This is a genomic window from Enterobacter soli (assembly GCF_964208575.1).
Taxonomy (GTDB): Bacteria; Pseudomonadota; Gammaproteobacteria; order Enterobacterales; family Enterobacteriaceae; genus Enterobacter; species Enterobacter soli_A.
In genome coordinates this window covers 92,126-112,470 of record NZ_CAXOFU010000015.1, presented here as the reverse complement: position 1 = coordinate 112,470, position 20,345 = coordinate 92,126, and the positions used below count along the sequence as shown (strand labels likewise).

The following is a 20,345-nucleotide window of genomic DNA, read 5'->3' as shown; positions in this document are numbered from 1 at the left end:
CATTCAGCAAGGAATTGCCATGTCTCAGTTTCATCTCATCGCGCCGTCGGGCTACTGCATTAATCAGGACGCCGCCGCACGGGGAATTCAGCGCTTACTGGAATCGGGTCATCGGGTAGAAAATCAGACGATTGTACCCCGCCGGTCGCAGCGTTTTGCCGGAACGGAGACGCAAAGGCTGAGCGATATCAACGGGCTGGTGAACCTGAAGGGTGAGAACACCATCGTGCTGGCGGTGCGCGGCGGCTACGGCGCCAGCCGCCTGCTGGAGAGCATTGACTGGGCGGGGCTGGCGACGCGTCAGCAGCAGGATCCGCTGCTGATCTGCGGGCACAGCGATTTTACGGCGATCCAGCTTGGTCTGCTGGCCCTGCATAACGTCATCACCTTTAGCGGGCCGATGCTGGCGGGCAATTTCGGCGCCCCGGAGCTGGACGCCTTTACGCAGGAGCACTTCTGGCGCGCCCTGCAAAACCCGACGTTCAGCGTTGAATGGCAGGGCAACGGGCCGCACTGGGAGTGTGAGGGGCAGCTGTGGGGCGGTAACCTGGCGATGCTGGTGTCGCTTATCGGCACGCCGTGGCTGCCGCAAATCGAGGACGGCATCCTGGTGCTGGAAGATATCAACGAGCATCCGTTCCGCGTCGAGCGAATGCTGCTCCAGCTTTATCACGCGGGCATTCTAGGCCGCCAGTCGGCGATCGTGCTGGGCAGCTTTAGCGGCTCTGCGCCCAATGATTACGACGCGGGCTATACGCTGGAGACGATGATCGATTTCATTCGCTCCCGGCTGGATATTCCGGTGATTTCCGGGCTGGATTTTGGTCACGAACAGCAAACCGTCACCCTGCCGCTGGGCGCGCAGGCGGCCCTGATCCACAATAATTCGGGCACCCGGTTAACAATCAGCGGTCATCCGGTCATAAAGGCATAAAAAAGCCGTTAAACCGCCTTAATAAAACGCTGTTTCTGTCGTTAATATGTTAGGGTTTTTAATAACAGATTCAGCTTAAGGTGGGAGTAAGACAACATTGGATGCCGCAGCGATAATCAGCCTGTTCATTTTGGGTTCCGTACTTGTAACCAGCAGTATTTTATTAAGTTCATTCTCATCGCGTCTTGGCATACCCATTCTGGTCATTTTCCTTGCCATCGGCATGTTAGCCGGGATTGACGGCATCGGCGGTATTCCCTTCGATAACTACCCTTTCGCCTACATGATCAGTAACCTCGCGCTGGCGGTCATTCTGCTCGACGGCGGAATGCGCACCCAGGCGAGCTCGTTCCGCGTGGCCCTGGGCCCGGCGCTGTCGCTGGCGACCGTGGGCGTGCTGATCACCTCCGGGCTGACGGGGATGATGGCGGCCTGGCTGTTCCACCTGAATATCATGGAGGGGCTGCTGATCGGCGCCATCGTCGGCTCAACGGATGCCGCGGCGGTCTTCTCCCTGCTCGGCGGAAAGGGGCTGAACGAGCGCGTGGGCTCGACCCTTGAAATTGAATCCGGCAGTAACGATCCGATGGCGGTGTTCCTGACCATCACCCTGATTGAGATGATCCAGCAGCACGAAAGCGGCCTGAGCTGGATGTTCGCCTGGCATATCCTGCAGCAGTTCGGCCTCGGGATTATCATCGGCCTCGGCGGGGGCTATCTGCTTCAGCAGATGATCAACCGCATCTCCCTGCCAGCGGGCCTGTACCCGCTGCTCGCCCTGAGCGGCGGGATTTTGATTTTCGCCGTCACCACCGCGCTGGACGGCAGCGGCATTCTGGCGGTCTACCTGTGCGGCTTCCTGCTCGGCAACCGCCCGATCCGCAACCGCCACGCCATTTTGCAGAACTTTGACGGACTGGCCTGGCTGGCGCAAATCGGCATGTTCCTGGTATTGGGCCTGCTGGTGACGCCGTCCGACCTGCTGCCTATCGCCATTCCGGCGCTGATCCTCTCGGGCTGGATGATTTTCTTCGCCCGCCCGCTGTCGGTCTTTGCCGGGCTGCTGCCGTTTCGCGGGTTCAACCTGCGCGAGCGCGTATTTATTAGCTGGGTGGGGCTGCGCGGCGCGGTGCCGATCATCCTTGCGGTCTTCCCGATGATGGCGGGGCTGGACAACGCCCGACTGTTCTTTAACGTTGCGTTCTTCGTGGTGCTGGTGTCGCTGCTCTTCCAGGGAACCTCCCTCGGCTGGGCGGCGAAAAAGGCCAAAGTGGTCGTTCCTCCGGTCGGCTGGCCTGTCTCCCGCGTGGGGCTGGACATTCACCCGGAAAACCCGTGGGAGCAGTTCGTCTACCAGCTGAGCGCCGACAAATGGTGCGTGGGCGCGTCGCTGCGCGACCTGCATATGCCTGCCGAAACCCGCATCGCCGCCCTGTTCCGCGACAATGTTCTGCTCCACCCGACGGGCAGCACCCGCCTGCGCGAAGGGGATATTCTGTGCGTGATTGGCCGCGAGCGCGATTTGCCCGCCCTCGGCAAGCTGTTCAGCCAGTCACCGCCCGTGGCGCTTGACCAGCGCTTCTTCGGTGATTTTATTCTGGAAGCCAACGCCAAGTTTGCCGACGTGGCGCTGATTTACGGTCTGGACGAGGGGCTGGAGTATCGCGACAAGCAGCAAACGCTGGGCGAGATTATCCAGCAGCTGCTCGGCGCCGCACCGGTCGTGGGTGACCAGGTGGAGTTTGCCGGGATGATCTGGACGGTTGCCGAGAAGGAAGATAACGCGGTGCGTAAGGTCGGCGTCAGGCCGATGGAAGAGGAATCCGAGTAGCGAAGTTTTGCCGGGCGGCGTTCGCGCCGCCCGGCCAGCTAACGTTACACCGTCACAACCGGCACTCTCGGTGCCAGCGCGCACATCAGCTCATACCCCACCGTACCCGCCGCAGCGGCCACGTCGTCGATTTTCACCTCGTTGCCCCACAGCTCCACCGGGGAACCAATGCCCGCCTGCGGGCACGGGGTTAAATCTACCGCCAGCATGTCCATTGAGATGGTGCCCACCGTCCCGGTGCGCACGCCGTCCACCCACACCGGGGTTCCCGTCGGCGCGACGCGCGGATAGCCGTCGGCATAGCCGCCCGCCACAATCCCGATGCGCTGTTCGCCCGCGGCGCGGTAGCGGCTGCCGTAGCCGACCGTGTCCCCCGCTTTGAGCGTCTGAACGCCGAGGATCTCGCTGCGCAGGGTCATGACCGGCTTCAGGCCGCTGTTGGCAACGTCCTGCCACTGCCCGGACGGGGACGCGCCGTACAAAACGATCCCCGGACGCACCCAGTCAAAGTGCGCCTCCGGGTGCCAGAGCGTCGCCGCGGAGTTAGACAGCGAGCGCGGGCAGTTCAGCCCTTCCGCCGCCTGCTCTACGCGCACCATCGCCTCGTCAATGCCGTCCGGTTTTTCCGCATCGGCAAAGTGCGCCATCAGCGTCATTTCGCCGACGTTTTTCAGCGCCCGAAGCTGCTGCCAGACGGTATGCACGCGCTCGGGCTGGAAGCCCAGGCGGTTCATCCCGCTGTTCATCTTGAGATAAATATCGAGCGGCGCGTGCAGCTTCGCGTCCTGCACCGCCTTGATTTGCCAGTTGCTGTGGATGCTGGTGGTCAGTCGGTACTTATCGAGCAGCGGCAGGTCGTCGGCGTGGAAGAAGCCTTCCAGCAGCAGGATCGGCCCTTTCCAGCCGCGCTCGCGCAGCAGAATCGCCTCTTCCAGATTCAGCAGGGCAAAGCCGTCGGTCGCCCCCAGCGCGCTCCAGACGCGGTCGATGCCGTGACCGTAGGCGTTGGCTTTTACCACTGACCATACGCGTGAGCCTGGCGCAGCCCGGCGGACAATCTGAAGGTTATCCTTCAGAGCCTGAAGATCCAGCTGGGCCAGAATAGGACGGGACATAACAGCTCCTTAATTATGCGCGCCGTGCAGGTGCTGGACGCGGGACGGGGTAAACCCCGATTGATAGCGCGCGGCACTTAAATCGTCAAACGGAATGGCAGGCGTGCGCCCGGAAATCAGGTCGCTCAGCAGCTGGCCGGAGCCGCAGGCCATCGTCCAGCCGAGGGTGCCGTGCCCGGTGTTGGTCCACAGGTTTTTATACGGCGTGCGGCCAACAATCGGCGTGCCGTCCGGCGTCATCGGGCGCAGGCCGGTCCAGAACGTCGCCTGCTCGACAAAGCCGCCGCGCGGGAAGAGATCGCCCACCACCATCTCCAGCGTTTCGCGACGCGGCTGCAGCAGCTCGGTGTTAAAGCCAACGATCTCCGCCATGCCGCCGACGCGGATGCGGTTATCGAAACGGGTAATGGCGATCTTGTAGGTTTCATCCAGAATGGTGGAAACCGGCGCGCCGCTCTCCTCTTTGACCGGGATGGTCAGCGAGTAGCCTTTCAGCGGGTAAACCGGGATATCGAGAATGCCTTTCAGCATGGCGGTGGAGTAAGACCCGAAGGCCATCACGTAGGCATCAGCTTTGATCACCTCTTCGCCGCACTTCACGCCGTAAATCTTTTCCCCTTCCGACAGCAGCTTGTCGACGGAGGTGTTGTAGCGGAATTTTACCCCCGCCTGCTCGCACATGGCCGCCAGACGCTGGGTAAACAGCTGGCAGTCGCCGGTTTCGTCGTTCGGCAAGCGTAAGCCGCCCGTCAGCTTGTGCGCCACTTCCGCCAGCGCCGGTTCAACCTGCGCCAGCTGGCTGGCTTCCAGCAGCTGATACGGCACGCCAGCGTCTTCCAGCACGGCGATATCGCGGGTGGCGTTTTCATACTGCTGCGCGGTGCGGAACAGCTGTAAGGTGCCGCCCTGACGCCCTTCGTACTCAATCCCGGTCGAGGCGCGCAGCGCTTTCAGGCAGTCGCGGCTGTATTCGGCCAGGCGCACCATGCGGCCTTTGTTTTGCATGTAGTGGCGGGTGTCGCAGTTGCGCAGCATCTGCCACATCCATTTGAGCTGGAACTGCGTGCCGTCGAGGCTGATCGCCAGCGGCGCGTGGCGCTGGAACATCCATTTGATGGCCTTTAACGGCACGCCCGGCGCCGCCCACGGTGCCGCGTAGCCCGGCGAGATCTGTCCGGCGTTCGCCGCACTGGTTTCCAGTGCCGGGCCGGGCTCCCTGTCGATGACGGTCACCTCGTGTCCCGCCTGACTTAAATACCAGGCGCTGGTCACGCCAACGACGCCACTTCCCAGTATGACAACACGCATAGCCACTCCATAATGTGCAAAAGAACAATCTTCTAATTACAGATTGATAACCTAGTTGAAAATATTATTCAACATACGACTTTTTTATGGTGACTTGCCTCACATCTTCCGCGGCCTGCGGGGATGGGGCTTATTTGGGATCTCCTGCTGCGCGTTATTTTTAACCAGTATAAAGTTCTGAGAAGGCGCCCTTTTTTACGGGATCAAAAACGCGAAATCGCAAAGAAAAAATTTCTGCGCCAGCACGCTTTTGAATGCGGTGTTCTATGCTTGAAAAGAGGCTCTCCAGACAGAGAGAGCACCAACAACGAGGGCGCGCTAATGGCTACTATTGATTCCATGTCTAAGGACAGCACCCGTCTGAGCGATGGACCCGACTGGACCTTCGAGCTGCTGGATGTCTACCTGGCCGAGATCGACCGGGTGGCGAAACTGTATCGCCTGGACACCTATCCTCATCAAATTGAAGTCATTACGTCCGAACAGATGATGGACGCCTACTCCAGCGTCGGGATGCCGATTAACTACCCCCACTGGTCGTTCGGGAAAAAATTCATCGAAACCGAGCGGCTGTACAAACACGGTCAGCAGGGTCTGGCGTATGAAATCGTCATTAACTCCAACCCGTGTATCGCCTATCTGATGGAAGAGAACACCATTACCATGCAGGCGCTGGTGATGGCCCACGCCTGCTACGGGCATAACTCGTTTTTCAAGAACAACTACCTGTTCCGCAGCTGGACGGACGCCAGCTCCATCGTCGATTACCTGATCTTCGCCCGCAAATACATTACCGACTGCGAAGAGCGCTACGGCGTGGACGAGGTGGAGAAACTGCTCGACTCCTGCCACGCGCTGATGAACTACGGCGTTGACCGCTATAAGCGTCCGCAGAAGATCTCGTTGCAGGAGGAGAAAGCGCGGCAGAAAAGCCGCGAGGAGTATCTGCAAAGCCAGGTGAATATGCTGTGGCGCACCCTGCCGAAGCGGGAAGAGGAGAAAACCGTGGCGGAGGCGCGTCGCTATCCGTCCGAGCCGCAGGAAAACCTGCTCTACTTTATGGAGAAAAACGCCCCGCTGCTGGAGCCGTGGCAGCGTGAGATCCTGCGCATCGTGCGCAAGGTGAGCCAGTATTTCTATCCGCAAAAGCAGACCCAGGTGATGAACGAAGGCTGGGCGACGTTCTGGCACTACACCATCCTTAACCATCTGTATGACGAAGGGAAAGTCAGCGAGCGGTTTATGATGGAGTTCCTGCACAGCCACACCAACGTGGTGTTCCAGCCCGCCTACAACAGCCCGTGGTACAGCGGCATTAACCCCTACGCCCTCGGGTTTGCCATGTTCCAGGACATTAAGCGCATCTGCCAGTCGCCGACGGAAGAGGATAAGTACTGGTTCCCGGACATCGCCGGTTCCGACTGGCTGGAAACGCTGCATTTCGCGATGCGCGACTTTAAGGACGAGAGCTTTATCAGCCAGTTTATGTCGCCGAAAATCATGCGCGACTTCCGCTTCTTCACGGTGCTGGATGACGATCGCAATAACTTCCTGGAGATTTCAGCGATTCACAACGAAGAGGGCTACCGGGAGATCCGCTCTCGCCTCTCGTCCCAGTACAACCTGAGCAATCTTGAGCCAAATATTCAGGTCTGGAACGTGGATCTGCGCGGCGACCGTTCGCTGACGCTGCGCTACATTCCGCACAACCGCGCGCCGCTGGATAAGGGGCGTAAAGAGGTGCTGAAGCACGTGCACCGTCTGTGGGGCTTTGACGTGCTGCTGGAGCAGCAGAACGAAGACGGCAGCGTGGAGCTGCTGGAGCGCTGCCCGGCGCGGCTGAATACGCTGTAGCGCCACCGGGCCTACAAGACACGTAGGTCTGGCCGCCACCCGACGAAAAAAAACCTCTCACATGAGAGGTTTTTCTTTTAGCGGCTCTGAATCGCTAAATCACCCGGCAGCGTTTTCTGCATCCGGTGCCAGATTTCACCGGAGTCGCGCCCGTAGCGGCGCACGGTGTCATACACCTGGTCGTGCTGGCCGGAAGAACAGACTTCGCTCAGCTTGTGATAGAACCCCAGCGCGAGGCTGCGCGCTTCCGGGTTGGCAAAGTAGTGGCGACCAATGCGGGTATACAGCCCTTTCATGCCGTTCAGGATCAGGCCGTAGATCGGGTTGCCGGAGGCAAACGCCAGGCCGCGGAACACGTTGTAATCGAGGGTGGCAAACGCATCTGCGTGATCTTCCACCTCGTTCGCTGTAGCCAGCACCGCAAGGGCGTCTTCCGGATGCTGACGGAACGCGGTGCGGATAAAGATGGTGGCGATGTTGGTACGCACGGACAGCAGGTTGTCGATAAGCTGCGGAACGCTTTCGTGATCCAGACGCGCGAGGGTTTCCAGAATGTTCAGCCCGGAAGTTTCCCAGAAGTTGTTCACCTTGGTCGGCTTGCCGTGCTGAATCGTCAACCAGCCGTCACGCGCCAGGCGCTGTAAAACTTCTCTCAGCGTGGTACGAGTGACGCCAATCAGTTCAGAGAGTTCGCGTTCAGCTGGCAGAATGGATCCAGGAGGGAAACGATTATTCCAGATACTTTCAATGATGTACTCTTCCGCGAAACCCGCCGGGCTCTGCGCCTTAATGACCATAGTGAGATTTCCATTACACAGCTTTAGCAAATGGCACTCATCATACCAGAGGCACGGAAAGGCAGATAGCGCGGCAGCGAGAGAAAAAGGGATCGCCGTTTCATTTTTGTGAAATTTACAAATCCGCCTTGTTACCTCTTGCTGAACAATTTTTGCGTATACTCTGTGTCTGGTTTAATTGACGGTGAAGGACGTCTGTCGTGGAAATATCATTTGGGCGCGCGCTGTGGCGCAATTTTTTAGGTCAATCACCGGACTGGTACAAACTCACTCTGCTGGTCTTTCTGGTCGTTAACCCCGTCGTTTTTCTTCTGAGCCCGTTTACCGCCGGCTGGCTGCTGGTGGTGGAGTTTATCTTTACCCTCGCCATGGCGCTGAAATGCTACCCGCTTCTGCCGGGCGGCCTGCTGGCCATCGAGGCGGTGGTTATCGGGATGACCAGCGCCGAACACGTAAAAGCAGAGCTGGCCTCGAATCTGGAAGTGCTTATGCTGCTGATGTTTATGGTGGCGGGCATCTACTTTATGAAGCAGCTGCTGCTGTTTATTTTCACCCGGCTGCTGCTGAGCATTCCTTCTAAAATCGCGCTGTCGCTGGCGTTTTGCCTCGCAGCCGCGTTTCTTTCCGCCTTTCTGGACGCCCTGACGGTCGTGGCGGTGGTGATCAGCGTCGCCGTGGGGTTTTACGGGATTTATCACCGCGTGGCCTCGTCGCGCCAGGATGACGATTTGCAGGATGACAGCCACGTGGATCGTCACCACCGCGAGGTGCTGGAGCAGTTCCGCGCGTTTCTGCGCAGCCTGATGATGCACGCGGGCGTGGGCACGGCGCTAGGCGGCGTGATGACGATGGTGGGCGAGCCGCAGAACCTGATTATCGCCAAAGCGGCGGGCTGGAATTTTACCGAGTTTTTCCTGCGCATGGCGCCCGTCAGCGTGCCGGTTTTCGTCTGCGGCCTGCTGACCTGCTTCCTGGTTGAGCGGTTTAAAATCTTTGGCTACGGCGCAACGCTGCCCGAACCGGTGCGCCAGGAGCTGCATAAATTTGACCAGCAAAGCCGCAGCCAGCGCACCCGACAAGATACCCTGCGGCTGCTGGCGCAAGGCGTTATCGGCATCTGGCTGATCGCTGCCCTGGCGTTTCACCTGGCCGAGGTCGGGCTCATCGGGCTCTCGGTGATCGTTCTGGCCACCTCGTTCTCCGGCGTGACGGATGAACACGCCATCGGCAAAGCCTTTACCGAAGCGCTGCCGTTTACCGCGCTGCTGGCGGTGTTTTTCGCGGTCGTGGCGGTGATTATCGATCGGCAGCTCTTTTCCCCGATTATAGCGTTCGTCCTGCAGGCGGCGCCCGACGCCCAGCTCTCCCTCTTCTATCTGTTTAACGGCCTGCTGTCGTCGATTTCCGATAACGTGTTTGTCGGGACGGTGTACATCAACGAGGCGAAAGCGGCAATGGAGCATGGCGCCATCAGCGCCGGTCAGTTCGAGCTTTTGGCGGTGGCAATTAATACCGGCACCAACCTGCCGTCGGTCGCCACGCCTAACGGACAGGCCGCGTTCCTGTTCCTGCTGACCTCTGCCCTCGCCCCACTTATACGACTTTCTTATGGAAGAATGGTGTGGATGGCGCTGCCCTACACCCTGGTGTTAACCCTGACAGGATTGCTGTGCGTCAAAATTACCCTCATTCCTTATACGCAGTGGTTGATACAAGCAGGTATACTTGCGGCGCAGTAAGGCAGAGATATCGGGCAGTTAGCTGCCCGTTTGCGTTTTCGCATGATAAACATCCGATTACGCTTTATTTCGCAAGGCACAGGTGGCGCAGGAAACGAATTCGTTTACACTGCGCTTTCTAAGCATGTTCCAGGGAAATGATTATGTTGAGATTTTTAAACCAGTGCTCGCGCGGTCGCGGAGCGTGGTTGTTGATGGCCCTGACCGCCTTTGCGCTGGAAATGGTCGCTCTGTGGTTCCAGCACGTGATGGGTCTTAAGCCTTGCGTACTGTGCATCTACGAGCGCTGCGCGCTGTTCGGCATCATGGGCGCGGGCCTGGTTGGCGCGATTGCGCCAAAAACCCCGCTTCGCTACGCCGGGATCGCTATCTGGATCTACAGTGCCTGGAAAGGCATTGAGTTGTCCTGGCAGCACACCATGATGCAGCTGCATCCGTCACCGTTCATGACCTGCGATTTTGCCGCCCGCTTCCCGAGCTGGCTGCCGCTGGACAAATGGCTGCCGCAGGTGTTCGTGGCGTCCGGCGACTGCTCCGTGCGCCAGTGGGAATTCCTGACGCTGGAGATGCCGCAGTGGCTGGTGGGCATTTTCGCGGCGTACTTCGCGGTCGCGCTGCTGGTGCTGATTGCCCAACCGTTCAAGCCGAAGAAACGCGATTTGTTTGGTAGGTAAAAGCATAACGGCAACCGAGGTTGCCGTTTTTTGTGTTTGCGCCCTCTCCCGTGGGAGAGGGTTGGGGTGAGGGCATCAGGCCGCACAAACAAAATTAAAACCCGCCTCGGCGGGTTTTTTACTGTCAGCGGTTAGGGTGATTCATGATGTGATCTTCCCAGTCCCGCACCTCGGACTCTTTCACCGCGATGTGGCGCACGGAGATGCGCTCGCCGTGCATCGCCGCTTTGGAGCCGGTCAGCAGCGGATGCCACTCCGGCAGCCCTTTCCCTTCCGCCAGCAGGCGATAGGCGCAGGTGTGCGGCAGCCATTCAAAGGTCGGCAAATTATCGCGGGTTAATTTGATGCAGTCCGGCTCAAACTCGAAGCGGCGCTCGTAGTTGCGGCACTGGCAGGTTTTAATGTTCAGCTGTTTGCAGGCCACGTTGGTGAAATAGATTTCGTCCGTGTCTTCATCCATCAGCTTGTGCAGGCAGCACTGCCCGCAACCGTCGCACAACGACTCCCACTCTACGTCGGTCATTTCATCGAGCGTCTTGCTTTGCCAGAAAGGGATTTCGTTCATCAGGATGTCCACACGTCAAAAGAAAGCGCACCTTATAACGAGTCTGGCACGTTGATGCAAGTTTTGCCGCCTTTCGCAGGCGGCAAGATGCTTTTACAGCACGCGGGTTTTCAGCGACTGGCCGTCAAAGCTGACGTCCAGCTCGTCGCCGCTGTTAAGGGGGCCAACGCCTTCCGGCGTGCCGGTGAGGATCACGTCACCCGGCTTGAGGGTAAAGAAGCGGCTCATGTAGGCAATCAGCGGCAGGATCTTGTGGATCATGTCGGCGGTGCTGCCCTGCTGGCGGATCTCGCCGTTAACCTTCAGGGCAAGCTGCGTGTCCTGCGGATTTCCGGAAAACTCGCTCACCGGGATAAAGCCCGAAATCGGACAGGAATTATCAAAGCCTTTCGCTTTTTCCCACGGCTGCCCGGCTTTTTTCATTTTGCCCTGCACGTCACGCAGGGTGAGATCCAGCGCCACGCCGTATCCGGCAATGGCTTTTTGCACGTGCTCTTCAGAGGCCTGGCGCAGGGTGGCGCCAATCAGCACGGCAAGCTCTACTTCGTGATGAACGGAGCCGAGACCCTGCGGCAGCGCCAGCGGCTGGCGGATATCGCAAAGGGCTGTCTCGGGTTTAATAAACAGAACCGGCTCTTCTGGCGTGGCGCTGCCCATCTCCTGAATATGCTTTGCATAATTGCTGCCCACGCAGACAACTTTGCTGACGGGATAATCCAGTAATGCACCTTGCCAGTTATGATGTTGATACATTTACGACCCCTGAACGGTTGATGTGTTGTTCCCGAGCGCACCCGGGGTTATTTCGCTCCGTTACCCTCAAGATGCTGTTTTAATAAATTCTCGGGTGGTGGCGGAAGCTGTAAATAATAGCCTTGTTCAGATAATGCTGATTTAACTTTTTCGAGATCGGCATTCACCAGTTTCTTACGCCCGTCCAGCGGCAGCAGCATCGCCAGCTGTGGACGACCGAAGCTTTTCATTAATTCTTCAGGCAAGCGGGAAAAATCGTCTTTCTTTTCGACATAAAGGTAGGTCTGGTCGCGGCTTGTACTTCTATAGATCACACAAAACATGTTTTTACTCTGAAATAATGGGTGGTTGCTTGCCTCAATATACTCCTGACTATAACATGCCTGGTACTCTTCGGAATATCGCAACGACCGCGTTGTGGTTAATAGCAAATTGAGTAAGGCCAGGATGTCAAACACGCCCATCGAGCTTAAAGGCAGTAGCTTCACCTTATCAGTGGTTCATTTGCATGATGCAAAACCCGAGGTTATTCGTCAGGCGTTAGAAGACAAAATCGCGCAGGCTCCCGCTTTTCTGAAGCACGCCCCCGTCGTGGTCAACGTTGCAGGTCTTGATGCCCCGGTGAACTGGAAACTTCTCCAGCAGGCGGTGACATCTACCGGGCTGCGCATTGTCGGCATCAGTGGCTGTAAAGACGCTGAGCTTAAGGCCGAAATTGACCGCGCCGGTCTGCCGATCTTAACGGAAGGTAAAGAAAAAGCCCCGCGTCCGGCACCCGTTGCCGCCGTCGCGCCCCCTCCTCCGGTGCAAAACGTTACCCCCGTCACAAAAACGCGATTGATTGATGTGCCGGTTCGTTCCGGTCAGCGAATTTATGCACCAAACTGTGATCTGATTGTTACAAGCCACGTCAGCGCTGGCGCTGAACTCATTGCAGACGGCAATATTCACGTTTACGGTATGATGCGTGGACGCGCACTCGCGGGCGCAAGTGGCGATCGGGAAGCACAAATATTTTGTAGTCACCTGACGGCGGAACTGGTTTCCATCGCAGGTGAATATTGGCTGAGCGATAAAATCCCAGCCGAATTTTATGGCAAAGCGGCTCGTCTGCGACTGGCAGACGACGCGTTGACCGTTCAACCGTTGAATTGATCCCTTTTTAACAAGGAATTTCTATGGCACGCATTATTGTTGTTACTTCGGGTAAAGGAGGCGTTGGCAAGACCACCTCCAGCGCGGCCATCGCTACTGGTTTGGCCCAGAAGGGAAAGAAAACCGTCGTTATCGATTTCGATATCGGCCTGCGTAACCTGGACCTGATCATGGGCTGTGAGCGTCGTGTGGTGTATGACTTCGTGAACGTCATTCAGGGCGATGCCACGCTTAACCAGGCGCTGATTAAAGACAAGCGCACTGAGAACCTCTACATTCTCCCGGCTTCCCAGACGCGTGATAAAGACGCCCTGACCCGCGAAGGCGTGGAAAAGGTGCTCGACGATCTGAAGAAAATGGAGTTCGACTTCGTGGTCTGCGACTCCCCTGCCGGTATCGAAACCGGCGCGCTGATGGCGCTCTACTTCGCCGATGAAGCGATCATCACCACCAACCCTGAAGTTTCGTCCGTGCGTGACTCTGACCGAATTCTCGGTATCCTCGCCTCCAAATCCCGCCGCGCGGAAAATGGCGAAGAACCGATCAAAGAGCACCTGCTGCTGACCCGCTACAACCCGGGTCGCGTGAATAAAGGTGACATGCTAAGCATGGAAGACGTACTGGAGATCCTGCGCATCAAACTGGTTGGCGTTATCCCGGAAGATCAGTCCGTGTTGCGCGCATCAAACCAGGGCGAGCCGGTTATCCTGGATGCAACGGCAGATGCAGGTAAAGCTTACGCCGATACCGTTGATCGTCTGCTGGGAGAAGAACGTCCTTTCCGCTTCATTGAAGAAGAGAAGAAAGGTTTCCTCAAACGCCTGTTCGGAGGATAAGTTATGGCATTACTGGACTTTTTTCTCTCGCGGAAAAAAAGCACCGCCAACATCGCAAAAGAACGCCTGCAAATCATCGTCGCGGAGCGTCGTCGTAGCGACGCCGAGCCTCACTACCTGCCGCAGCTGCGTAAGGACATCCTGGAAGTGATCTGTAAGTACGTGCAGATTGACCCGGAGATGGTCACCGTGCAGTTGGAGCAAAAAGACGGGGATATTTCGATTCTGGAGCTGAACGTGACGCTGCCAGAAGCGGAAGAGTCGCGTTAATCCGTTTGTAGTTTTAGGCCGGACAAGCATCGCGCCGCCCGGCAATCCCCCCGGTGGCGCTACGCTTACCGGGGGGACAATGCTTTAGCGTGGATACCCTTCCAGCAGCTTATTCAGGCGATCGGCCATCAATTCTCCGCGCCAGCCCGCCACCATTTCCGGCAGTCCATTCTGCGGCTTCAGCTTCCAGTGCCAGTTCAGCAGCTGATTAATCTGGCGACGCGACGCCAGCAGTTCAGCCCCGAGCTTGCTTTCTGCCGCCACGTCCTGCACCAGCGCTTTGATATCTTTAAACGCCTTGCGGTAACCCGGCATGTCCATCAGGTTCAGCAGCGGCTCAGGCAGCGCCTCATCCGGCGTTTGCTGGGCTTTTTCCACCAGCGCCAGCAGCGTTTTACCGTGGAAGCGGATCTCGCTGCCGGACAGGCCGATGCTGTCCAGCTCGCCCATGCTGCCCGGCATATAGCGCGCCACGGCCCACAGGTGCTCTTCGCGTACCACAAAGTTAACCGCCAGGTCGCGCTCGCGGGCTTTACGCAGGCGCCAGTCGGCCAGCAGCTGTAAGCAGGCCAGCTGACGGGTGCGCAGCTGCCAGGCGTTGCTGATTTCGCGCCAGGCGTCTTTCGGGTCGAGGATCTCCTGACGACGCTGCTGCGTCATGCGGCATTCGTCGAGCGCCGCAGACAGCCAGCCGGACGCCTCGGCTTCCTGCATCAGCTTCCCGGCAATCGGCAGCAGATAGAACACGTCCGCCGCCGCGTATTCCAGCTGACGTTCGGTCAGCGGACGCGCCAGCCAGTCGGTGCGGGATTCGCTCTTATCCAGCGCGATGCCGGTGTACTCCTCCACCATCGCCGCAAAGCCCCAGGAGAGCGGACGATTGCTGAACGCCGCCAGGATCTGAGTATCAATCAGCGGCTGCGGCATGATGCCAAAGGTGTTAAGAAACACTTCCAGATCTTCACTGCCCGCGTGCAGGTACTTGGTGACGCGGGTGTCGAGCAGCAGCTCGCGCATTGGCGACCAGTCGGTGATGCCGAGCGGGTCGATCAGCGATACATGTTTTCCGTCGTACATCTGGATCAGACCTAGCTGCGGGTAGTACGTCCGGGTGCGGACAAACTCGGTATCCAGGGCGATGGCAGGAAAGTCGCGCGTAACCTCGCACAGCGAAGCCAGCTCGTCGTTGGTGGTGATCATCTGGTAATTCAAAACGGTTTCTCTTTTGTTTGCGCCCATAAAAAACGCCGGCTAAACCGGCGTCAGGGCGATTAGCATGAAGCTTATGCCTTATTGTCTACTTTGGCACGGGCTTCGTCACGTAATTCTCGTCGTAATATCTTCCCGACGTTGGATTTCGGCAGCTCGTCGCGGAACTCCACCAGCTTCGGCACCTTGTACCCGGTCAGCTGGCGACGACAGAAGGTTATCAGCTCTTCTTCGGTCAGGGAGGAATCTTTTTTGACGACAAAAATCTTCACCGCCTCGCCGCTGCTGCCGGAAGGCACGCCAACCGCCGCCACTTCCTGCACGCCGTTGTGCTGCATCACCACGTCTTCAATCTCGTTAGGATAGACGTTGAAGCCGGACACCAGGATCATGTCTTTTTTGCGGTCGACGATGCGCAGGAAACCTTCGTCGTCCATCACGGCGATATCCCCGGTATGCAGCCAGCCGTCTTTGATGATTTCATCGGTAGCGTCCGGGCGCTGCCAGTAGCCGAGCATCACCTGCGGGCCTTTCACGCACAGCTCGCCCGGCTCGCCCGGCGGCACTTCGTTGTCGTCGTCGTCCACCAGCCTGGCTTCCGTCGACGGCACCGGCAGGCCGATGCTGCCGCTGTGATAGTCGATATCGTGCGGGTTGACGCTCACCAGCGGCGCGCACTCCGTCAGGCCGTAGCCCTCCAGCAGATATTGCCCGGTCAGCTTCACCCAGCGCTCCGCCACCGCCTGCTGCACCGGCATACCGCCGCCCGCAGAGAGATGCAGCGTGGAGAAATCAAGCTGCTGGAACTCTTTGTTGTTCAGCAGCGCGTTGAACAGGGTATTTACCCCGGTCATGGCGGTGAACGGGTATTTCGCCAGCTCTTTGACCAGCCCCGGAATATCGCGCGGGTTGGTGATCAGCACGTTCTGCCCGCCCAGCTCGATGAACAGCAGGCAGTTCATGGTCAGGGCGAAGATGTGATACAGCGGCAGCGCGGTGATCACCAGCTCTTTGCCCGGATGCAGCAGCGGCCCGTAGGTCGCATTCACCTGCTCAAGGTTCGCGAGCATGTTGCGGTGGGTCAGCATTGCCCCCTTCGCCACGCCCGTGGTTCCGCCGGTGTACTGCAGGAACGCGAGATCCTCTGCCACCACTTTCGGCTTAACGTACTGCATCCGGTAGCCCGCATGAAGCGCGCGGCGGAAGGAGATGGCGTCCGGCAGATGGTATTTCGGCACCAGGCGCTTGACGTATTTCACCACGAAGTTAACCAGCGTCCCTTTCGCGGTGGAGAGCTGATCGCCCATGCGCGTCAGGATGACGTGTTTAACCTGGGTTCTGTCGACGACTTTTTCCAGCGTGTGGGCAAAGTTCGAGACAATCACAATCGCCGCGGCACCGCTGTCGTTCAGCTGGTGCTCCAGCTCGCGCGGGGTGTAGAGCGGGTTAACGTTGACGACAATCATTCCCGCTCTCAGGATCCCAAACAGCGCCACCGGGTATTGCAGCAGGTTTGGCATCATCAGCGCGACGCGGTCGCCCTTCTGCAGCCCCAGGCCTTCCTGGAGATAGGCCGCAAATGCCCGGCTGCGCTCCTCCAGCTTGCGGAAGGTCATGACTTCGCCCATGTTCACAAACGCGGGCTGGTCAGCGTAGCGCCGCACCGAGTGCTCAAATAATTCCACCAGGGATTGATAACGGTCAGGATTGATCTCCGCAGGCACATCTGCGGGATAACGGTTAAGCCAAACCTTCTTCAATGCATCACCTCTGAAATGAGTATTCGTCGTCATCACAGCCCCGATAATAAACAGTTTGTTAACATTATATTAACTCAGCGTACCAGTTTATTAATTGTTCGGATTTAAGGTTGCGAAGCGCGTCACTCTTTTTTTCTGCTTTGTCCGTAAAAAAACAGAGACAGCGGCTGGGCCGCTGTCTCTTTCCTACTAATAACAGTAACTTATTCTGTTACGATGGTTTGAACCTGCGCGGGACCCGGGTTGTACCAGCCCCAGCCGGGGTAGCCATAGCGGTAAGGATGCGGACCCCACATCCACGGATCGATAGGCTGCGGCGGCATAATAACCTGCTGCGCAAGGTGCCAGCGCTTGTATCCGTTCACCTGCATGGTCATGAATTTATACGGCGTGTTGCCGATTTTGCCCTGCGCCGTGCCGGTGATCGGGCCGACCACCGTGACCAGCTGACCGCGGAAATCGACCGGGTCAAGGAAGCCGCTGACGTCGGCATAGATACGTCCGCGCGACGCTTCACCCAGCATCGGACGCGCGCCGTCGTCCAGCGTCACGGTGGCGATTTCCAGACGGGTTTTGCCCTGCTGGTTAACCACCTCAACCACTTTGCCGCCAAAACGCGCTTCCTGGCCGACGTACAGCTCAGGCGCATTCATCACGCGCACCAGATCCTGCTGAGGCGTTGGGCTCGATCCCTTAATCGCATCAGGAACGGTAACGCACCCGCTCAGTGCTACAGCAACAGCCCCCGCCAGTAAAAGGCGTACTACCTTCGTTTGAACCGCCATGGTGCGACTCCTTTTTCTCAGTTCCTGTTACTGAGATTCACTCGCGGCCCGGAAGTTTCTTCCACGCGACGGTGTTTCGCAAATAAACTGGCTCAGCCTGTTCAACTGCAACGGTTTTTCCGGCGGCGAACAGCTGGCAGGCAAGCGGCAGCATGTCTTCTGCGGCGGGCAGCAGGATCTCGCCGTCAACGAGCGTAATCCCGGTATCCTTCGCCATTTCCGGCCAGGCAGGCCAGCCGGTGCCGACGGTTGCCCATTCCCCTGACAGATTTTTCAGACGTTCGGTGACCGCTTCCGGTTTGAGCACGGCTTCGGTCTCTTCCCCGTGCCAGACGCCCTGCTCGTCGCGGGTATATTCCGCCCAGTAGACTTCGCCCATGCGCGCGTCGATAGCCGCCAGCACGCGGGTTGCGCCGGTTTTGCGCCATGCGCCCTGGGCCATTGTCGCGAGGGTAGAAACGCCGATCATCGGCAGTTCGGCGCCAAGGGCCAGTCCCTGCGCGATGCCGATTCCGATACGCACGCCCGTAAAGCTGCCCGGGCCGCGGCCATAGGCCAGCGCATCAAGGTCGGTTAAGGCGGTATTGCCCCGGGTGAGGATCTCTTTTACCAGGGGCAGAATTCGTTGGGTGTGTTCCCGTGGGCACTCTTCGAAATGAGCACACATAGCACCGTCGTTCCACAGGGCTGCTGAGCAGGCCTCTGTGGCGGTATCGATAGCCAGAATTCGCATGAGTCGTCGCGCTCTCGCAGTGGTCAGTCACAAAATGGCGCGCATCTTAGCACACTCCGGGGAAAATTACTCCGCCGTTGGGTTCGCGAGGAAGCGAACCGCGCGTTTAATATCCCGGGTGCGCGGCGCCGGAGGCAAGCTCGCGAGGAAGGTCGCGCCGTAAGGACGCATCACCAGACGGTTGTCGCAAATCACCAGCACGCCCCGGTCGTCCACGTCGCGAATGAGTCGCCCTACCCCCTGCTTGAGCGTAATCACCGCGTCGGGAAGCTGCACTTCGTCAAAGGGATCGCCGCCGCGCAGACGGCAGTCTTCCATTCGCGCCTTGAGCAGGGGGTCGTCCGGAGAGGTAAACGGCAGCTTGTCGATGATCACCAGCGACAGCGCATCTCCGCGCACGTCCACCCCTTCCCAGAAGCTGCTTGTCGCCACCAGCAGCGCGTTGCCGGCGCTGACGAACTGCTGCAAAAGCTGCCCCTTGCTGGTTTCCCCCTGAAGCAGGACGGGAAGCGTCATGGTGGCGCGGAACTGCTCGGCCAGGTCGCGCATCATGGCGTGGGAGGTGCAGAGCATAAAGCAGCGGCCGTTGTTGGCCTCGATCATCGGCTTCAGCATCGCCGCCAGATGCCGCGCCGCGCCGGGCTGGTTGGGCAGCGGCAGGTTGCGCGGAACGCAGAGCAGCGCCTGCTTTTGGTAGTCAAACGGGCTCGGCAGCAGCAGGGACTCGGCATGCTCGATGCCCAGGCGCTCGGTAAAGTGGTGCAGATCGTCGTTCACCGACAGGGTCGCCGAGGTGAAGATCCAGCTTCCCGGCTTCTCTGCCATCACCTCTTTGAACTTATCCGCCACGCTCAGCGGCGTCAGCGCCAGCGTGAAGTGTCGCGAGGTGCATTCGTACCAGTAGCTGAACCCCGGCTGGTTGATCTCTTTGAGCCGCTTGAGACGCCCGCGATAGACCGCCGCGCGCTCAAAGGCGGCATCCAGCAGCGCGGAACGCCCGAGGGACAGTTTTGCCACGTCGTAGCACAGCTCCAGGGCGTCATCGAGCAGCAGCAGCGCCCGCTGGATGTTTTTATCCGCCAGCAGCTCCCGCAGGTTGCCGCGATAGCCCGGCTCCCCAAGCTGCAGGCGGAAGTCCTGCGCGCTTTGCGCCAGGCGGTCGGCGCATTTTTGCAGCTGCTGGGTGTCTTTTAACTCCGTGCGGTAGGCGATGGTGAAATCTTTGGCTAAGTCCAGCAGCTGGCGGCTGGAGATCGACTGGCCGAAATACTGGCTGGCGATATCCGGCAGCTGGTGCGCTTCATCGAAGATCATCACGTCGGCTTCGGGAATCAGCTCGCCAAAGCCGCTGTCTTTTACCACCATATCAGCGAGGAACAGATGGTGGTTTACCACCACAACATCGGCCTCCATCGCGGTTTTACGCGCCTTCACCACAAAGCAGTCTTTATACAGCGGGCAGTCGCTGCCGAGGCAGTTGTCGTTGGTGCTGGTGACCAGCGGCCAGGCCTGGGAATCTTCCGCCACGCTCGCGCAGGTGCTGATATCACCGTCTTCGGTCTGATTGGCCCAGGCGCGCAGCACGATCACGTCGCTCAGGGTTTGCACCGGGAGATCGCCCCCGGCCAGCGCCTGCTGCTCAAGCCGTTCCAGGCAGAGATAGTTCGAGCGCCCTTTCAGCAGCGCCAGGCGGCCTTTGTACTTCAGCGCCTTCGCCACCGTCGGCAGGTCGCGGCTGTAGAGCTGGTCCTGCAGCGCTTTCGAGCCCGTAGAGACGATCACTTTCTTTTTTGCCCGCAGCGCAGGGGCGAGATACGCGTAGGTTTTGCCCGTACCGGTGCCCGCCTCAACCACCAGCGGCTGCGCGTTTTCGATAGCGCGCGCAACGGCGTGCGCCATATTGCGCTGCGGCTCACGCGGCTTAAAGCCGGGGATTGCCTGCGCTAACTGACCCTCTAAGGAAAAATCGTCTGCCACGGTGCTCTCTCACTGTATTTTTGCACAGGGATTATGTCAGTCCGCCCTCG

General features: G+C 58.7%; 19 protein-coding genes and 1 pseudogene. 8 read left to right on the top strand and 12 right to left on the bottom strand.

The window, feature by feature from the left end:
• The first annotated feature begins 19 nt into the window (after positions 1-19).
• Positions 20-934 carry a muramoyltetrapeptide carboxypeptidase gene (ldcA, locus tag AB6V08_RS16030; RefSeq protein WP_368543814.1) on the top strand — a complete coding sequence of 305 codons (915 nt, stop codon included), beginning with the start codon at positions 20-22 and terminating at the stop codon, positions 932-934.
• 97 nt (positions 935-1,031) lie between these two features.
• Positions 1,032-2,765 carry a potassium/proton antiporter gene (locus AB6V08_RS16025; protein ID WP_368543813.1) on the top strand — a complete coding sequence of 578 codons (1,734 nt, stop codon included), beginning with the start codon at positions 1,032-1,034 and terminating at the stop codon, positions 2,763-2,765.
• On the opposite strand, the pseudogene AB6V08_RS23255 reads toward AB6V08_RS16025, so the two are convergent.
• The 3 genes and pseudogenes from AB6V08_RS23255 to AB6V08_RS16015 all read right to left on the bottom strand — a co-directional run.
• Positions 2,697-2,849 (bottom strand): annotated as a pseudogene (locus AB6V08_RS23255) (hypothetical protein); the annotation flags it as partial. The gene AB6V08_RS16025 and the pseudogene AB6V08_RS23255 sit on opposite strands and share 69 nt — an antisense overlap.
• Positions 2,810-3,880, bottom strand: a complete 1,071-nt coding sequence (gene dadX, locus AB6V08_RS16020) for a catabolic alanine racemase DadX (RefSeq protein ID WP_368543812.1) — start codon at positions 3,878-3,880, stop codon at positions 2,810-2,812. The gene dadX and the pseudogene AB6V08_RS23255, both read right to left, overlap by 40 nt.
• A 9-nt stretch (positions 3,881-3,889) precedes the next feature.
• Positions 3,890-5,188, bottom strand: a complete 1,299-nt coding sequence (locus AB6V08_RS16015) for a D-amino acid dehydrogenase (RefSeq protein ID WP_368543811.1) — start codon at positions 5,186-5,188, stop codon at positions 3,890-3,892.
• Positions 5,189-5,509: 321 nt separating this feature from the next.
• Here AB6V08_RS16015 and AB6V08_RS16010 point away from each other — a divergent pair, with 321 nt between their 5' ends.
• Positions 5,510-7,042: a SpoVR family protein gene (locus tag AB6V08_RS16010; RefSeq protein WP_368543810.1), complete on the top strand. Its 1,533-nt coding sequence runs from the start codon at positions 5,510-5,512 to the stop codon at positions 7,040-7,042.
• Positions 7,043-7,119: 77 nt separating this feature from the next.
• Here AB6V08_RS16010 and fadR read toward each other — a convergent pair whose 3' ends face one another.
• Positions 7,120-7,839, bottom strand: a complete 720-nt coding sequence (fadR, locus tag AB6V08_RS16005; protein ID WP_368543809.1) for a fatty acid metabolism transcriptional regulator FadR — start codon at positions 7,837-7,839, stop codon at positions 7,120-7,122.
• A 200-nt stretch (positions 7,840-8,039) separates the two neighbouring features.
• On the opposite strand from fadR, the gene nhaB reads away from it, so the two are divergent.
• Positions 8,040-9,578, top strand: coding sequence for a Na(+)/H(+) antiporter NhaB (nhaB, locus tag AB6V08_RS16000; protein WP_368543808.1), 1,539 nt, complete (start codon positions 8,040-8,042; stop codon positions 9,576-9,578).
• Between the two features lie 143 nt (positions 9,579-9,721).
• Positions 9,722-10,252 (top strand): disulfide bond formation protein DsbB, encoded by a 531-nt coding sequence (gene dsbB, locus AB6V08_RS15995; protein ID WP_368543807.1) that lies wholly within the window; start codon positions 9,722-9,724, stop codon positions 10,250-10,252.
• A 124-nt stretch (positions 10,253-10,376) separates the two neighbouring features.
• On the opposite strand, the gene AB6V08_RS15990 is transcribed toward dsbB, so the two are convergent.
• From AB6V08_RS15990 to AB6V08_RS15980, 3 genes are all read right to left on the bottom strand, one after another.
• A complete protein-coding gene (locus tag AB6V08_RS15990; protein ID WP_368543806.1) occupies positions 10,377-10,817 on the bottom strand; it encodes a YcgN family cysteine cluster protein in 441 nt (146 codons plus the stop codon).
• A gap of 93 nt (positions 10,818-10,910) precedes the next feature.
• The gene (locus AB6V08_RS15985; protein ID WP_368543805.1) at positions 10,911-11,570 is read right to left on the bottom strand and encodes a fumarylacetoacetate hydrolase family protein; all 660 of its coding nucleotides are present in this window, start codon (positions 11,568-11,570) and stop codon (positions 10,911-10,913) included.
• 47 nt (positions 11,571-11,617) lie between these two features.
• Positions 11,618-11,893, bottom strand: a complete 276-nt coding sequence (locus AB6V08_RS15980; protein ID WP_368543804.1) for a YcgL domain-containing protein — start codon at positions 11,891-11,893, stop codon at positions 11,618-11,620.
• 124 nt (positions 11,894-12,017) lie between these two features.
• Between AB6V08_RS15980 and minC the strand changes: the two genes are divergently transcribed.
• Genes minC through minE form a run of 3 tightly spaced genes read left to right on the top strand, consistent with a single transcriptional unit; the run spans position 12,018 to position 13,831 of the window.
• Positions 12,018-12,725, top strand: coding sequence for a septum site-determining protein MinC (gene minC, locus AB6V08_RS15975; RefSeq protein ID WP_368543803.1), 708 nt, complete (start codon positions 12,018-12,020; stop codon positions 12,723-12,725).
• Positions 12,726-12,748: 23 nt separating this feature from the next.
• Positions 12,749-13,561 carry a septum site-determining protein MinD gene (minD, locus tag AB6V08_RS15970; RefSeq protein ID WP_234674499.1) on the top strand — a complete coding sequence of 271 codons (813 nt, stop codon included), beginning with the start codon at positions 12,749-12,751 and terminating at the stop codon, positions 13,559-13,561.
• A 3-nt stretch (positions 13,562-13,564) separates the two neighbouring features.
• Positions 13,565-13,831: a cell division topological specificity factor MinE gene (gene minE / locus AB6V08_RS15965; RefSeq protein ID WP_003859937.1), complete on the top strand. Its 267-nt coding sequence runs from the start codon at positions 13,565-13,567 to the stop codon at positions 13,829-13,831.
• A gap of 84 nt (positions 13,832-13,915) precedes the next feature.
• On the opposite strand, the gene rnd is transcribed toward minE, so the two are convergent.
• The 5 genes from rnd to AB6V08_RS15940 form a co-directional block, all read right to left on the bottom strand.
• Positions 13,916-15,043 (bottom strand): ribonuclease D, encoded by a 1,128-nt coding sequence (rnd, locus tag AB6V08_RS15960; RefSeq protein WP_368543824.1) that lies wholly within the window; start codon positions 15,041-15,043, stop codon positions 13,916-13,918.
• 71 nt (positions 15,044-15,114) lie between these two features.
• The gene (gene fadD, locus AB6V08_RS15955) at positions 15,115-16,800 is read right to left on the bottom strand and encodes a long-chain-fatty-acid--CoA ligase FadD (protein ID WP_368543802.1); all 1,686 of its coding nucleotides are present in this window, start codon (positions 16,798-16,800) and stop codon (positions 15,115-15,117) included.
• Positions 16,801-17,003: 203 nt separating this feature from the next.
• A complete protein-coding gene (locus tag AB6V08_RS15950; protein ID WP_368543801.1) occupies positions 17,004-17,585 on the bottom strand; it encodes a Slp/YeaY family lipoprotein in 582 nt (193 codons plus the stop codon).
• 37 nt (positions 17,586-17,622) lie between these two features.
• Positions 17,623-18,318: a tRNA (adenosine(37)-N6)-threonylcarbamoyltransferase complex dimerization subunit type 1 TsaB gene (gene tsaB / locus AB6V08_RS15945; RefSeq protein WP_368543800.1), complete on the bottom strand. Its 696-nt coding sequence runs from the start codon at positions 18,316-18,318 to the stop codon at positions 17,623-17,625.
• A gap of 66 nt (positions 18,319-18,384) precedes the next feature.
• The gene (locus tag AB6V08_RS15940; RefSeq protein WP_368543799.1) at positions 18,385-20,295 is read right to left on the bottom strand and encodes an ATP-dependent DNA helicase; all 1,911 of its coding nucleotides are present in this window, start codon (positions 20,293-20,295) and stop codon (positions 18,385-18,387) included.
• Positions 20,296-20,345 lie beyond the last annotated feature (50 nt).